Source organism: Bradyrhizobium sp. (assembly GCF_035701725.1).
In the GTDB taxonomy this organism is placed as follows: Bacteria; Pseudomonadota; Alphaproteobacteria; order Rhizobiales; family Xanthobacteraceae; genus Bradyrhizobium.
This window is the reverse complement of sequence record NZ_DASSRP010000026.1, coordinates 1-14664: the sequence shown is the minus strand read 5'-3', so window position 1 is coordinate 14664 and position 14664 is coordinate 1. Positions and strand designations below refer to the sequence as shown.

At 63.1% G+C, this 14664-nt stretch carries 13 protein-coding genes; 6 read left to right on the top strand and 7 right to left on the bottom strand.

Going from position 1 to position 14664, the window contains the following annotated elements; translation table 11 throughout:
- From VFL62_RS01470 to VFL62_RS01445, 6 genes are all read right to left on the bottom strand, one after another.
- The coding region (locus VFL62_RS01470; protein WP_325170605.1) for a UbiD family decarboxylase at positions 1-777 on the bottom strand (777 nt) is incomplete at its 3' end.
- A gap of 5 nt (positions 778-782) precedes the next feature.
- A complete protein-coding gene (locus tag VFL62_RS01465; protein ID WP_325170604.1) occupies positions 783-2324 on the bottom strand; it encodes a class I adenylate-forming enzyme family protein in 1542 nt (513 codons plus the stop codon).
- Between the two features lie 22 nt (positions 2325-2346).
- On the bottom strand, positions 2347-2763 hold the full coding sequence (locus VFL62_RS01460; RefSeq protein WP_325170603.1) for a PaaI family thioesterase: 417 nt from the start codon (positions 2761-2763) through the stop codon (positions 2347-2349).
- A 54-nt stretch (positions 2764-2817) separates the two neighbouring features.
- Positions 2818-3834: a quinone oxidoreductase family protein gene (locus tag VFL62_RS01455; RefSeq protein ID WP_325170602.1), complete on the bottom strand. Its 1017-nt coding sequence runs from the start codon at positions 3832-3834 to the stop codon at positions 2818-2820.
- 340 nt (positions 3835-4174) lie between these two features.
- Complete coding sequence (locus VFL62_RS01450) at positions 4175-4705, bottom strand: TIGR02444 family protein (RefSeq protein WP_325170601.1); 531 nt, start codon at positions 4703-4705, stop codon at positions 4175-4177.
- Positions 4702-5295, bottom strand: a complete 594-nt coding sequence (locus VFL62_RS01445) for a UbiX family flavin prenyltransferase (RefSeq protein WP_325170600.1) — start codon at positions 5293-5295, stop codon at positions 4702-4704. The genes VFL62_RS01450 and VFL62_RS01445 overlap by 4 nt, the downstream gene beginning before the upstream one ends.
- Before the next feature lie 125 nt (positions 5296-5420).
- Between VFL62_RS01445 and VFL62_RS01440 the strand changes: the two genes are divergently transcribed.
- The gene (locus VFL62_RS01440) at positions 5421-6401 is read left to right on the top strand and encodes a tripartite tricarboxylate transporter substrate binding protein (protein WP_325170599.1); all 981 of its coding nucleotides are present in this window, start codon (positions 5421-5423) and stop codon (positions 6399-6401) included.
- A gap of 43 nt (positions 6402-6444) precedes the next feature.
- Here the strand turns inward: VFL62_RS01440 and VFL62_RS01435 are convergent, their stop codons facing one another.
- Positions 6445-7263 (bottom strand): sterol desaturase family protein, encoded by an 819-nt coding sequence (locus tag VFL62_RS01435; RefSeq protein ID WP_325170598.1) that lies wholly within the window; start codon positions 7261-7263, stop codon positions 6445-6447.
- A 215-nt stretch (positions 7264-7478) separates the two neighbouring features.
- Here VFL62_RS01435 and VFL62_RS01430 point away from each other — a divergent pair, with 215 nt between their 5' ends.
- The 5 genes from VFL62_RS01430 to VFL62_RS01410 all read left to right on the top strand — a co-directional run bounded on the left by VFL62_RS01430 (position 7479) and on the right by VFL62_RS01410 (position 14642).
- Positions 7479-8318: an AraC family transcriptional regulator gene (locus VFL62_RS01430; protein WP_325170597.1), complete on the top strand. Its 840-nt coding sequence runs from the start codon at positions 7479-7481 to the stop codon at positions 8316-8318.
- Between the two features lie 17 nt (positions 8319-8335).
- The gene (locus tag VFL62_RS01425) at positions 8336-9754 is read left to right on the top strand and encodes a UbiD family decarboxylase (RefSeq protein ID WP_325170596.1); all 1419 of its coding nucleotides are present in this window, start codon (positions 8336-8338) and stop codon (positions 9752-9754) included.
- An 87-nt stretch (positions 9755-9841) separates the two neighbouring features.
- Positions 9842-10684 carry an AraC family transcriptional regulator gene (locus VFL62_RS01420; RefSeq protein ID WP_325170595.1) on the top strand — a complete coding sequence of 281 codons (843 nt, stop codon included), beginning with the start codon at positions 9842-9844 and terminating at the stop codon, positions 10682-10684.
- A 152-nt stretch (positions 10685-10836) separates the two neighbouring features.
- The gene (locus tag VFL62_RS01415; RefSeq protein ID WP_325170594.1) at positions 10837-13833 is read left to right on the top strand and encodes a xanthine dehydrogenase family protein molybdopterin-binding subunit; all 2997 of its coding nucleotides are present in this window, start codon (positions 10837-10839) and stop codon (positions 13831-13833) included.
- Complete coding sequence (locus tag VFL62_RS01410) at positions 13830-14642, top strand: FAD binding domain-containing protein (RefSeq protein ID WP_325170593.1); 813 nt, start codon at positions 13830-13832, stop codon at positions 14640-14642. The genes VFL62_RS01415 and VFL62_RS01410 overlap by 4 nt, the downstream gene beginning before the upstream one ends.
- Positions 14643-14664 lie beyond the last annotated feature (22 nt).

Here is a 14664-nt window from a genome sequence, read left to right as displayed (position 1 = left end):
CCAGGTGAATTCGCCGAAGCGACCTTCGGGATGGGTCCAGCCGGTCGGCAGCACCTCACCTTCCAGAACGATTTCCGCATCGGCAACATAAGGCACGTCGACGGTGTCGCCGGCCGCCAGTTTGACCGCCTGGCCGCGAATGCCGCCGGCAATCGCCATCTCGTCGGTGCCGAGGGGAGCCTTGAAGCCGGCGCCCAGCAGCTCCACCGGATGCGTACCGATGCTGATCGAGATCGGCAGCGGACGCTTGGCCTCATAGGCGCGCTGCACGAACAGCCGCATGTTGTTCGGCGTCACGATGTCGATGCCGGTCAGGTTCTTTTCCTTGACCATGAAGCGGTAGATACCGGTGTTGATCCCGAATTCGGGATCGCGGGCAATGACGACGCCGGCGGTGATCATCGGGCCGCCGTCGTAGATCGACGACATCGGAATCGGCAATTTGTAGAGGTCGACGTCCTCGCCCTTCATCACCACCTCTCGTGCAGGCGAGGTTGCGACCCGTTGCGGCGCGATCGGATTGGCGATGCCGTTTTTGAGCCGCTCCTCGATATCGAGATATTTTTCCGCTCCCATCGCCATCATCATCCGCGCTTGAGAGCGGATGATGCCGGAGACGACCGGGATGTCGTAGCCGATGACCTTGTGGAAGAAGATCGCCTTGTCCGATTGATCGACCAGGGTGGCGATATGGCGGATATCGATCGGTTGATGGAAATCGAGCAATTCGCCGGCCTGGCGCAGGCGATCAAGGAAGCTGCGAAAGGTCTCGTCCATCGGATCTAGCTCCGTGTTGGGATGTCCCCGCCGCTTGCCGCGCCTGTTCGCTCGCGTAGCCGCTCTTCCGCCATGCCGTGCAGGGTCTTGCGGTCGAGCTTGTTGGTCGATGCCAAGGGCAGGCGGTCGACAAACCAGATCGAGCGCGGGTGCTGATAGGCCGGCGCGTTTGCCAGCGAAAACGCTTTCAGTTTGGCCTCGTCGAGATCGCTGCCCTCGCGCTTGATCACAAACGCCACCGGCTTGGTGCCCTTGATGTCGTCGTCGACCGGCACGACACAGGCCTGGATCACGTCTGGATGGCTCTCCAGCATCTTCTCGACCTCGCCGGGAAAGATGTTTTCGCCGCCGCTGACGAACATGTCGTCGGCACGGCCGACGAAAAAGTAGAAGCCGTTTTCATCGCGACGAAATACGTCGCCGGTCACGTAAAACCCGTCGGCGGTGATGGGCGAGGGCACGTCGGGCCGGTTGTGATAGCCGTTCATGATCGCCGGGCTCTTCATTTCAAGCACGCCGGCGTCGGACGGTTTACCGTCATCGCCGATCAGCCGCACCTGCACCTTCGGATGCGGATAACCGACGGACATGTCCGGCTGCGGCAGACGTTGCGGGTGCGGTCCGAAAACGACGGGGCCGCCCTCGGTCGTGCCATAGGCATTGGTAACGGCAGCGTTCGGCAGCGCCTGGTGGATCGCAGCCAACAGGCTTTGGCTGACCGGCGCCGACCCCATTCGCAAATATTCCACGCTGGAGAGATCGGTCGCCGCGAATCGATCGTGATCGTTCAGCATCATCGCGATCATCGGCGGCACGGCGGTGAGCCAGGTGCAGCGATATTTCTCGATGGCATCGAGGTAGAGCTGCGTCGTGAACTGCGGCAGCAAGATCACGGTTGCATGCGCCGCGTGCGCCAATTGGCTCATTGCCAGGGCGTTCATGTGATAGAGCGGCGCGGCGACCAGGAAACGGTGGCGGCTCATGTCCTGCGCCGCCATGCGCTGCTCGACCACCCAGATATGGCTCTGATGCGAGAGCACGACGCCCTTGGGGCGACCTGTCGAACCCGACGTGTAGAGGAACAGCGCCGCCTCGCGCGCGGCGGGCATCACCGGCGTGAACGGTCCGGGTTTCAGGAAGCCTGCGAAATCCTCGTCGAAACTGATGCGCGGCAGGTCCTTTGGCGCGCTGGCAAGACGTTGCGCATCGCAGAAGATCAGCTTGGCGCCGGAGTCATGGATAATGTAGTCGATCGTCGCTGGCGGAAACTTGAAATTCACGGGCACCGCGACAAAGCCGGCGCGCATGATGCCATGCACGGTCGTCAGATATTCAAAACGATTGGCCGAAAGAATCGCAATGCGGTCGCCGCGTGCCAGCCCGCGCTGGCTAAGCGCGCGCGCCACTGCGTCGGCTTGCGCTTCAAAATCACGATAGCTGAAGCGGCGCTCATCGCCGGTGCCGAGATCGATGATCGCGATCTTGTCGAGATCGCTGCCCTCCGACGTCAGGGCTCCCAGATTGAAAAACGCAGACGTATTGGCCACCACTAGCGGTCCGATTCTTCCGTCAGGCCGGCTGCGCAGTCAGGTAGGTACCGCGGCCGCTTGCCAGCAACCGGCCTTCCTTGTCGAACACCTTGGCTTCGGCGACGGAAAACTGTTTGCCGAAATGCACGATCTCGCCACGGATCGTCAGCATCCCCGGCATCGCGGCGCGGTGATAGTCGACGCGCAGATCCACCGTCGGAACCCCGCGGCCGGTCTTGGAAACCATCGCCCAATCGGCGGTGAGGTCGACCAGCGCGGCCAGGATGCCGCCATGGGTATAGCCGCGGTCGGGATTGACCACCCATTCCTCGCGCCAGGTCGCGGTCAGTTCGATCGCCCCTTCGTCGACCGCCATGACCTTCAGCCCGAGCCATTGATGGTAGGGCCCGCGGGATATCAGCTTCTGGACGTCTTCAACGCTTGGAATTTCAGCCATCGTGCAACCTTCTTGTCCCTGCTTAGCCGCCGCCAGGAATCGGACCACGCGTCCTTACGGCACCACCACGACCTTGCCGATAACCTCGCGATCCCGGATCAGGCGCAGGCCTTCGGCCGCCTTTTCGAGCGGCAGCACGGCATCGATCACCGGTGTGATCTTCTTCTCGACGATCATTTTCATCAGGTCGGTGAGGTTGTCTTCGTAGAAGCTGTTGGAACCGATCACTTTCAGCTCGAAGCTCCAGATATAGCGAAGGTCTTCCTTCGGGTCGTGCCCGGCGGTCGCGCCACAGACCAGCAGGCTGCCGCCGCGCTTGAGACAACGCAGCGACGGCACCCAGGTGTCACCACCGGTGAAATTGATCACGACGTCGACGCCGCCTTCATGGGTGCGGCGCTGCGGCTTGCCGTATTTCTCGATCGCCCATTTCGAGAAATCGACCTCCTTGTAGTTGATGGCCTCATCCGCGCCCATCGCCTTGAGCTTGTCCATTTTCTCCGCGCTGCTCGCGCAAGCGATGACTTCCGCGCCGAGCAGCTTGCAAAGGATGACACAGCCGGTGCCGACGCCGCCGCTGGCACCCAGGATCAGGACGCGGTCGCCCTTCTTGATGGTGTTGTGGGTAATCAGCATGCGATGCGCGGTGCCATAGGCGACCGGCAGCGATGCCGCTTGCTCGAAGGTGACGCCATCCGGCATGGCGATCAATTGATCGGCATCGACGAGACAATATTCGGCCATGCCGCCGTCGAGCATCTCGCCCATCAGGCCTTTCTTCTTGTTGAGCGGGTTGACGAGCACGCGGTTGCCGACCTTCCAGCCAGAGACGCCTTCGCCGACTTCGGTGATTTCGCCCGCCATATCGAGACCGATCACGACCGGCAGCGGCACCTTGATGCCGGGCATGCCCTTCACCGTGAACACATCGTGGTAGTTGAACGAGGAGGCGCGCACGCGGATAACGACGCTTCCCGCCTTGGCCTTCGGCTTCGGGTGGTCGGTCACCAGCTCCAGGTTTTCCAATCCACCGTGCTGGCGCAGAAGCAGCGCCTTCATCGTCTCTGACATTTCATTATCCCGTTATGCGATCCCGGCACGTGGGTCGGCGCGGGGCTTTTCAGATGGCGCGGGCAGTTTGCTGAGAGAGCGCGCAAGATCAAGCGCCAACCTCGCAACCCACCCATTCGGGGAAAGATTTCGCATTTTGGCAGGGGGACCTGCAATAGCCCTCCGGCCCGAGCGAGGCGGATCAGGGCGCCTTTAACGGTCCGGTTCTAACATTTGCTTGCCGGAGTAGCCGGTATTCTTGCAAATGTCAGAACCAAAGGATCCTAAGCAAATCCAGGTTTCTAGTGAGGCTCTGGATTTGACATTCGCTGTGCGCATTCCGGGCCACCCGTGGCGAGTATCAAATCGGCTCCATGGCGGCTTCGGCGATCGTGTCGACCAGGGGCGAAAGACGGGCATCCAGTGTCGTGCCTCGTTTATCGGCAAAGTGCACGACGACCGCATTCAGAACGGAACGAAGCTGTTCCATGCCGATACTCTCCTGGCCCGGTCGCTGCGGCAGGCATTCGGCGAGCAACTGATTTTCGAGCTTTTCGGCATCGAGTTCGATGGCCTTGATCCTGGAACGGAACGGCTCGGTGGTCTCGCTCGGCGCAGGCCGTGGGCCCGTCTTCAGATCGGTGCGGAGAGCCCGCAATTTATGAACGACCTGTTCGCGCCACGGAGCGCAGGCGTTATCCAGCGCCTTGATCTCGTCAGCCGTCAACAACAGGCGCCGTTTGACGGCGACAAATGTCGCCATCAGCATCAGCATCACGTCGACATCGGCGGCGTTCTGCAAAGCGAGGCAGGCCTCCGCGATACCGGGCCGGGCGTAGATCGCAAGGGCGAACGCCCAGCTCTCGGCGGCATCGACTTCTGCCCGTCTCATTCGCCGTTCTTGATGGAGTTCAGCCCGCCCCAGCGGCTGACCGCGGAGTTATCGATATCGAAGAGGTCGAGCACCCGTCCCAGGGTATGATCGACCATCTGCTCGAGGCTCGTGGGCCGTGCATAAAAAGCCGGCACCGGCGGATAGACGATCGCGCCGATTTCGGTCGCGGCGGTCATGGCGCGCAGATGGCCGAGATGAAGCGGCGCTTCGCGCACGATCAACACCAGCCGGCGCCGTTCCTTCAACACCACATCGGCGGCGCGCGTCATCAGCGAGGACGTCACGCCGGATGCGATCTCGGCAAGGCTTCGCATCGAGCAGGGCGCGATCACCATGCCCATCGTCTTGAACGATCCGCTTGATATCGAGGCGCCGATATTGTCGACCTGATGCACGACGCTGGCGAGCGCCGAGACCTCGGCGACGCCGATGTCCATTTCCTGGGTCAGCGTGATCTTTGCCGACCGACTCATCACCAGATGCGTCTCGATATCGCTTGCCTGTAGCAGACGCAGCAAGCGGACGCCGTAAATCGCGCCGGAAGCGCCAGTGATGCCAATGATCAATCGCCGCGGATGTGAGTTCATGCAAAGCCGTTTAGATCAAATCGAATGCAGCTGTCGCAGGCAATAGCACAGACTTCGGGCAGCGTTAAGTTAACGGGAAATCCTGGCCTCTTTCGAACGCTGCTGCCGTAGGCTAGCTTGGCGTCATGAGGCTTCCACGTCGTCGTTTTCTACATCTCGCCGCCGGTTTTGCCGCATTGCCGGTCCTGCCGGAGGCGGCAAGGGCGCAATCCTATCCCAGCCGTCCGGTTCGCGTGATCGTGCCGTATTCGCCGGGCGGTCCGACCGATGTCTGTGCACGTCTGGTGGCGCAAAAGCTTTCCGATCGGCTGGGCAAGCAGTTCTACGTTGAGGATATTGTCGGCGCCGGCGGCAATATCGGTACCGGGCAGGCGGCTCGGACAGCGGCGGACGGCTACACAATTCTCATTACGGTTAACAGCTACGTCATCAATCCGACGCTGTACGAGAAGGTTCCCTACGATGCGCTGAAGGATTTCGAGGCGGTCACGCAGATCGCGATCTTCCAGTCGGCCATGTTCGTCCATCCGTCGGTGCCGGCGCGGACCGTCGCCGAGCTTGTGGCGCTGATCAAGGCCAACCCGAACAAATACAGTTTCGCTTCGCCCGGCTTCGGCACGCCGTCGCATCTGCTTGGCGAGCAGTTCCGGGTCGCGGCCGATGTCGATCTCGTGCACGTGCCGTTTGGCGGCAGCGGCGCGGTGGCAACGGCGGTGCTGTCAGGCAATCCGCTGATCGGTTTTGCGGCGCTGTCGGCGGCGGTGCCGTTCATTCAGGACAACAAATTGCGGGCGCTCGCGGTAATGAGCAATCATCGCTCGCAGGCGTTGCCCGAACTTCCCACAATTGCCGAAGCCGGGTATCCGGATCTCGACGGCGACGCCTGGGTCGGCGTGCTCGTTCCGACGGGAACGCTAAAGGAAGTTTCCGCGCGGCTCCATCAGGAGATCGTCAAGATCGTCGACGAGCCCGATACCAGGGAGCGGCTGGCAGCGCTCGGCCTCGAGCCGGTCGGCGACAGCCCGGAGCAGTTCTCCGCTCAATTGAAGGTCGAGATGGAGAAATGGACCAAGATCATTCGCGCCGCGAAGATCAAGGTCGAGTGACGCGCGTCGCCTGAACGCCGCGCGCTGGCGCAAGTCGCCCGGATCAAACGGCCTTGGCCACCTCTGCGGGCGGTCCATCGATCTGCGGGACGGCAATGCCGGGATCGACGGGCCGCAGATCCCTTCGCATGTACTTGTTGGAATTGCCGTTGAACAGCGTACCGATTACGCCGCGGTCGAGATCGCTGGTGCCGAACAAGGCGTCGCAGATCGGGAAGGTCAGGTTGAAATTGCGCGTCTGCATGAAGCCGAGCACATGATGGACGGTGTGCATGCGGCGGACGGTGTTGATCAGAGGAATATACTTTAGATAGGGATGACGCGCGTCGTCCAGATGCGAGAGCGTGTGCAGGCCTTCATACATCAAATAATAGGCCGCCATGGTGAATACCGCGATGTAGGCGGCGTTCGCCGAGATCACGATTCCGAGCACGAGCGCCGGCGGCAGCGCCGCGAGCACGAAGCCAAGCGGCGCAAACGGCGGGAACAGCAGCGCCCGCCATTCCTTGTGCCCATGATAGGTGAGGTCGTGATGGGTGAAGAACTGGTGATGCACCGTGCAGTGGCGCTTGTAGATCATCTCCAGGCCCTTGACCGGGCGATGCAGGATGTAGCGATGCGCGGCCCATTCGATCCAGTTGCCGAACAGCGCGATCGGGATCACCAGAAGCCATAACCAGCCGGCATCGTGGATCCGGTTCCAGCAGAACCACATCGCAACGCCCGTGACGAGCAGCGTGAAGCCGAGATGCAGCGCGCCGTGATACCAGGGCGGCGTCTCGGCGATGAACCTGTCGCGGAACTGGCGCTGGCGTTCTTGTTCCCGCCGGTCGCGGGCGGCGTCCTGGAATACCAGGTCCATGGCTCTCTCCCTGATGGTGGTCCGTCGTTCGACGGCATTGCGGGAAGCATAGTCCCGAAGGCAAGCCTGTGCTTTGCCCGGCCGCACGCGATTTATCATTTCGGATGATTTTTTGCTGTCCCACGCATACCTGCCAGCGGTAATTCGGGCTATCTTAAGCGTCTGGATTGTTGGACGAACGGGCGTTGCGCGCCGGGTTCGGAGAACCAAGAGTTGTGACCAAGGCCTTGAGCATCCTGCGCGGCCGTTTTGGACGGGTCGCGCTTCTCGACATGGACACCTCGCTGGTGGACCACGCGCATCCGCATTTTCATCTGATTTTCAAGGCGAGCGGGCCCGACCAGAACTTCATCGTCGAAGGCAGGCCGGTGCCTTTGCGCAGCGACATGCTGGTCGCCGTCAATTCCTGGCAGCAGCACGCCTACGTGCATCGGGGCAGCGAGGAACGCACGCTGTTTCTCGCCCTCTATATCGAGCCGACCTGGCTCGCGCAGGCGGATCGCGCCTTTGCCGGTTGCGCGGCATCAGGCTTTTTCCGTGAGGCGGGCATCCCGATCACGCGCGAAATCGAGCGGCTGCGTACCGACCTGGTGCAGCGCGTGGCCGATCCGTTCGACGCCCATGACGATCTGCCGGAACAGATCCTGAAGCTCTGCCTGACCGTTTCGCACGGTTTTTCGGCGTGGCGCGAGCAAAGCGCAAGCGCGACAGCCACCGACGGCGTCAGGGATTATCGCGTCAGCCGCGCGTTGCGGCATATGCGCGAGCATGCGGGCGAGGCGGTCGATCTCGACGATGTCGCGCGCGCCGCCGGACTTTCCCGTGCGCACTTCAATCATCTGTTCCGCCATTGCACCGGCGTCAGCCCGCGGCTTTACGCCAATGCGCTTCGCGTCGAATCGGCGGTCAGCCGCCTCCGGCTGGAGACCAGCGAGATCGGCGGCATTTCCGACGACCTCGGGTTCAGCGCACAGAGCAACTTCACCCGATTCTTTCAGCAACACACCGGGACCTCGCCGAACCAGTACCGGCGCGTGATGGCCGATCTCGGCTGACCGGACGGAGTAAAATCATGGAAGCGAGGCGTAGCAACACGGACGCGGTGGACCAGCTCGCACATCCCGATTTGCGCGACTGGCTGCAGCAGCTTGCTCGCGCCGATCGCCTGGCGGTCGCCAACAAAGGCGTCTCGTTGATCGACGAACTGGCCGCCGTCGCCAAGACGCTCGAGAATGAGCGGGCGGTGCTGTTTCCCGAGCCGGATCAGCATGCGATTCCGGTGGTGGCGAATCTGTTCGCCGACCGGACATGGATTGCCGATGCGGTCGGCGTGCCGGTGGACAGGCTGTTGCCAGCGTTTCAGAACGCCGTGCGCCACCCGCTGCCATGGGTCGAGGTCAAGACGGCGCCGGCGCAGGAGGTCGTGCACGAGAAGGTCGATCTGCTCAAGCAACTGCCGATCCCGAAACATAATGAACTCGACAGCGGGCCCTACATCACCGCGGCGCTGCTGATTGCGCGTAACCCAAAGACCGGGATCCAGAACGTCTCGATCCACCGCTGCCAGGTGAGTGGGCCGGACCGGATCGGCGTTTTGCTGCTGCCCCGCCATACCCTGCATTATTTCCGGATGGCCGAGGAGGCCGGCGAGGGCCTCGAGATTGCGCTCGTGATCGGCGTGCATCCGGCCTGCATTCTGGCGTCGCAGGCGATTGCTGCGCTCGACAGTGACGAGATGGAAATCGCCGGCGCATTGCTCAATCGTCCGATCGAAATGGTGAAGTGCCGCACCAACCGCGTCCGGGTGCCGGCGCATGCGGAGATCGTGATCGAAGGCCGCATCCTGCCGAAAGTACGTGAGCCCGAAGGGCCGTTTGGCGAGTTCCCGCAATATTATGGGACGCGCGCCGACCGCGAAGTCATTAAGGTCGATGCCATCACCCATCGAAAGAACGCGATCTTTCACACCATCGTCGGCGGTGGTGTCGAGCATCTCCTGCTTGGCGCAATCCCGCGCGAAGCGACGCTGCTCGAGCATTTGCAGCGAAGTTTCCCGTCGGTGCGCGACGTGCGGCTCACCCGCGGCGGCACCTGCCGCTATCACCTCGCCGTCAAGGTCGACAAGAAAAGCCAGGGCGAGCCGAAGAACATCATCATGGGCGCGTTCGGCGGCCACTACGACATCAAGCAGGTCGTCGTGGTCGACATGGACGTCGATATCGATAACGAGACCGAAATCGAATGGGCGGTCGCGACGCGGTTTCAGGCCGACCGCGACCTCGTCGTCGTTTCGGGCGCACAAGGCTCGAAGCTCGATCCGTCGTCCGACAACGGCATCAGTGCCAAGATGGGACTGGATGCGACCAAACCGCTCACGACGGATGCGATGGAGTTCAAGCGGATCCACGTCAAGGGCGTCGAAAACGTCGATCTCGGCCGAGCCCTGCAGGCCGATCCGAAAGCAGCCTTGGCGCGGATTGTCGCAGGTTGACGGCGAGCGTCGGCCGTCATCATATTATGGTCACACGACGGCGCGCGGAACGCGTGAACCGGGAACAGCTTTTTCGGAACAACTTCAATGTCCACGGCGCTGCGGATTGCGCACGGAATTTTCGGTCGGGTGGCCCTGCTCGACATGGACTGGTCGCTGGTTCGGCACGCCCATCCGCACTGTCATGTGCTGCTGAAGGTCGAGGGCGCCGACACCCAGTTCGTGGTCGGCGAGAAGGTCTATCCCTTAACCGACACGATCGCGGTGCTGGTCAATGGCTGGCAGCCGCATTCCTATGTTCATAATCCCGAACGGCCGCGCACCGTCATTCTGGCGCTTTATATCGAGCCGGAATGGCTGATGGCGTTCCGGCCGGGCTGGGCCGCCAGCGGCGCGCCGGGGTTTTTCGGCCATCCCTCCGGAGAAGTGTCGCCGCATATCCGGGATCTCGCGATGAATCTCGCGGCGGACATGATGACCCGTCCGGAGGCGAAAGCAGAACACGAGGCGCTGTTGTCGGACCTGATGATCGCGGTGATCGAGCGTTTTACGCCCTGGCGCAGCTTTCCTGCTTCGATCCGCGAGATGAGCGCGCGTTCCGGCGACTGGCGCATCCGAAAAGCGACGGCCTCGATGCGGTCCGAAGCCGGACGCGGAGCCGCGCTGGAATCCTTTGCCCGCGAGGCCGGGCTCTCGCGCGCTCATTTCTTCCGTCTGTTCGAGACGTCGGTTGGCGTGCCGCCCAAGGTCTACCTCAATGTGGTGCGGATGGAGAAGGCGGTCGACGCCGTGCTCAATCAGTCGGCGAGCGTCTCAGAGATCAGCCGTCGGCTCGGTTTTGCCGAGCCCGCGCACTTCACCCGCTTCTTCCGCAACCACAGCGGCGTCTCGCCGCGCGAGTTCCGCAACGTTTCACGTCTCGCCAGTTGAGTGGATGGTGCGCCGCACACGTCTCGTGAAATGAGACGGAATGGTAAGTTTCGCGACCGTCGGATATTGCGGGTAACGAACGCCGCTGAATAGCTTTTCCTGACGCACCTCGTGGCCCAGTCCACCAGCTCGCGCGGGAGAAACGTTTTCGGATGGCGGAAGCCGCCAGTTCAGCCACAGCCAATCCCTCGTCCGGCCCGCCTTGGGTCGGCCGGTCGATCGCGCGCGTCGAGGATGCCGCGCTTCTGACCGGGCGTGGCCGTTTCATGGACGATATCGGCGTTCATCCGGCGACGCTTCATGCGGCCTTTCTGCGTTCGCCGCATGCCCATGCGGATATCGTTTCGATCGATGTCGCCCAGGCGATGACCGCCCGCGGCGTCGTCGCCGTGCTTCACGGCGAGGACATCAAAAGGCTGACCACCAGCCTCGTCGTGGGCGTCAAGGCGCCGGTCGAATGCTGGCCGATGGCGGTCGGCCGCGTGCGTTATGTCGGCGAGGTGGTGGCGATCGTGGTGGCTGATGATCGCTACCGTGCCGAAGACGCGGTCGATCTCATCGATGTGCGCTACGAGGTACGAAAGGCCGTGATCGATCCGCGTGCGGCGCTGAAACCGGACGCGCCGGTGCTTCACGACGGCTTTGGCGGCAATGTCGCCAGCGATCGCTCGTTCCGCTACGGCGATCCGGAAAATGCGTTTGCCACCGCTCCGCATCGGATCAGCATCGATGTCTCTTATCCGCGCAATTCCTGCACGCCGATCGAAACCTATGGCGTGGTCGCGGACTATCATCCGGGCGAGGACGCCTATGATGTCCTTGCCAACTTCCAGGGGCCGTTCAGCATTCATGCGGTGCTGTCGCGCGCCCTGAAGGTGCCAGGCAACCGCTTGCGCCTGCGCACGCCGCCGGATTCCGGCGGCAGTTTCGGCGTCAAGCAGGGCGTCTTCCCATACATCGTCCTGATCGCGGCGGCGGCGCGCGTCGCGGGCCGTCCGGTGAAGTGGATCGAAGATCGTCTCGAACATCTGACCGCTTCGGTGTCCGCGACCAACCGCGCGGTCTCGCTCTCGGCTGCGGTTGCCGATGACGGCCGCATCCTGGCGCTGGATTGGGACCAGGTCGAAGACTGTGGCGCGCATCTGCGGGCGCCGGAACCAGCGACGCTCTATCGCATGCACGGCAATCTCACCGGCGCCTACGACATCCGCCACATGAAGGTGCGCAACCGCGTGGTCGTCACCAACAAGACGCCGACCGGCCTGAATCGCGGCTTCGGCGGTCCGCAGGTCTATTTCGCGCTGGAGCGTCTGGTTCAGCGCATCGCGCTTGAATTGAAGCTCGACCCGGTCGACGTGATCACGCGCAATCTCGTCCCGGCGGATGCGTTCCCGTACAAGACCGCCAGCGGCGCCCTGCTCGATTCCGGCAATTACCAGGAAGCGGTGCGGCGGGCGGTGCAGGAGGGCGCACTCGCGGAGCTGAAGGCGCGTCGCGACACAGCCCGCGCGGAAGGACGTCTCTACGGCATCGGCTATGCGGCGGTGGTCGAACCCAGCGTTTCCAACATGGGCTACATCACGACGGTGCTGACGGCGGCGGAGCGGCGCAAGGCGGGGCCAAAGAACGGCGCGCAGGCAACCGCGACGATAGCGGTCGATCCGGTTGGCAGTGTCACCGTTCATGTCGCCTCGGTGCCGCAAGGACAGGGCCACCGCACGGTGCTGTCGCAGGTCGTTGCCGACGTCTTTGGCCTGAAGCCGTCCGATATTCGCGTCAACACCGAGGTCGATACCGCCAAGGATGCCTGGTCGATTGCCTCCGGCAACTATGCCAGCCGTTTCGCGCCAGCCGTTGCCGGCACCGCCAAACTCGCCGCCGAGCGTATTGCTGGGCGGCTGCGGCGCGTGGCGGCCAGTCAATTGAACACCGAGGATGACGATATTGCGTTTGCCGACGGTCACGTCGGATCGAAGCGCAATCCCGACAATAAGATCTCGTTTTCGCGCGTCGCGGCACTGAGCCACTGGTCGCCGGCTGCATTGCCCGACGGCGTCGGGCACACCATCCGCGAAACGGTATTCTGGACGCCGCCGGAACTGACCGCGCCGGACGAGGGCGACCACATTAATTCCTCGCTGTGCCACGGCTTCATCTTCGACTTCTGCGGCGTCGAGGTCGACCGCACCACCTTGCAGACGCGGATCGATCGCTACGTCACCATGCATGACTGCGGGACCATCCTGCATCCCGCCATGGTCGACGGGCAGGTGCGCGGCGGGTTCGCGCAGGCCGTCGGCGCCGCACTCTACGAAGAATATGCCTATGCCGAGGACGGCAGTTTTCTGACGGGAACACTGGCAGACTATCTCTTGCCGACCACGGCGGAAGTTCCGACCCCGGTCATCCTTCACATGGAAACGCCGTCGCCGTTTACGCCGCTGGGGTCCAAGGGCGTCGGCGAAGGCAATTGCATGTCGACGCCGGTGTGCTTGGCCAATGCGGTCGCGGATGCGATCGGCGCCAGGGATATCATCCTGCCGCTGGTGCCCGCGAAGCTTGCCGAAGTCGTTCGCGGCGCCGAACCTTCGCCCCCGCGCCAGGCATCGAAGAGCGAGGAAAAACGTGGTTCCGACCGCAAGCTGCGCGGCGAAGGCGAAGCCGTCGTCAAGGCCGGTGCGCAGCAGGTCTGGGACATGCTGCTTGATCCCAACACGCTGGCGGCGGTGATTCCGGGCTGTCATGGCGTCGAGAAAATCTCCGACACGCATTTCCGCGCCGATGTCACGCTCGGCATCGGTCCGGTCAAGGGCCGCTATCGCGCCGAAGTAAAACTGTCCGATCTCGATCCGCCAAACGCGGTGACGCTCGCGGGCCGCGCCGAAGGCGGACTCGGCTTCGGCGGTGGCGAGGGCCGTATTACGCTTGCCCCGGCACAAGACGGCGGCACCACGATCCATTACGTCTACCAAGCCGGCATTGGCGGCAAGGTCGCGAGCATCGGCGGCCGGCTGCTGGATGGCGCGGCAAAGGTCATCATCGGGCAGTTCTTTGCCGCGCTGGCGCGCAAGGCCGGCGGCGATTCTGCCACTGTCGAAGACCGCTCGTGGTTCGCGCGGCTCCGGCGATGGATCGGAGGGCCGCGATGAAACCCGCCGCTTTCGATTATGTCCGCGCCGAACATCTCGATGAGGTGCTCGCCTGCCTTCACCGCGACGGCGGCGAGGCGCGCATCATCGCTGGCGGACAGTCGCTGATGCCGATGCTCAACATGCGTCTCGCCAGGCCGAAAACGCTGGTCGACATCATGCGGCTTCCCGAGCTTTCGCGCATCGAACTGAAGGGCGGTGCGGTCACGGTTGGTGCCGCTGTCCGCCAGGCCGCGCTGCTGGCGTGGCCCGAACTTGCGAAAACCTTGCCCTTGCTGGCGCAAGCTCTGCCCTGGACCGGTCACGTTCAGACCCGCAGCCGGGGCACGGTATGCGGTTCGATTGCGCATGCGGACCCGAGCGCCGAATTGCCGCTTGTGCTGTCCGCACTCGGCGGCGCCGTGCATCTGCGCAGCGCCAGGAAGCGCCGCCATGTTCCGGCGAAGGAATTCTTCGCCGGCATGATGGCCACTACCCGACAGGACGATGAGTTGATCGAGGCGGTCTCGTTTCCGGCCAACCCACGACGATGTGCCTTCCGCGAGGTGGCGCGCCGCCATGGCGACTTCGCCATCGTCGCTTGCGCCGCCGTCGCCACCGACAACGGCGTGCGCCTCGCCGTCGGCGGCGTCGCCGATATGCCGGTGACCCGTGAGTTTTCCCACCTCGACGCGGCGGCGCTCGACGATGCCTTGAACGCGTTCGCTTATGAGCTCGATGCCCGCGACGACGTTCATGCCACGGCGCGCTATCGGCGCGATCTGGTTCGCCTGATCGGCAAAGATCTGGTGCGGGAGGTCTCGCCATGAGCCGTTTGCCCGCCAGCCATCG

Coding starts and splice junctions, on each gene's coding strand:
- VFL62_RS01435 (WP_325170598.1), bottom strand. CDS start 7,263: ATGGACCTGGTATTCCAGGACGCCGCCCGCGACCGGCGGGAACAAGAA.
- VFL62_RS01460 (WP_325170603.1), bottom strand. CDS start 2,763: ATGGCTGAAATTCCAAGCGTTGAAGACGTCCAGAAGCTGATATCCCGC.
- VFL62_RS01445 (WP_325170600.1), bottom strand. CDS start 5,295: ATGAACTCACATCCGCGGCGATTGATCATTGGCATCACTGGCGCTTCC.
- VFL62_RS01440 (WP_325170599.1), top strand. CDS start 5,421: ATGAGGCTTCCACGTCGTCGTTTTCTACATCTCGCCGCCGGTTTTGCC.
- VFL62_RS01450 (WP_325170601.1), bottom strand. CDS start 4,705: ATGAGACGGGCAGAAGTCGATGCCGCCGAGAGCTGGGCGTTCGCCCTT.
- VFL62_RS01425 (WP_325170596.1), top strand. CDS start 8,336: ATGGAAGCGAGGCGTAGCAACACGGACGCGGTGGACCAGCTCGCACAT.
- VFL62_RS01415 (WP_325170594.1), top strand. CDS start 10,837: ATGGCGGAAGCCGCCAGTTCAGCCACAGCCAATCCCTCGTCCGGCCCG.
- VFL62_RS01455 (WP_325170602.1), bottom strand. CDS start 3,834: ATGTCAGAGACGATGAAGGCGCTGCTTCTGCGCCAGCACGGTGGATTG.
- VFL62_RS01420 (WP_325170595.1), top strand. CDS start 9,842: ATGTCCACGGCGCTGCGGATTGCGCACGGAATTTTCGGTCGGGTGGCC.
- VFL62_RS01410 (WP_325170593.1), top strand. CDS start 13,830: ATGAAACCCGCCGCTTTCGATTATGTCCGCGCCGAACATCTCGATGAG.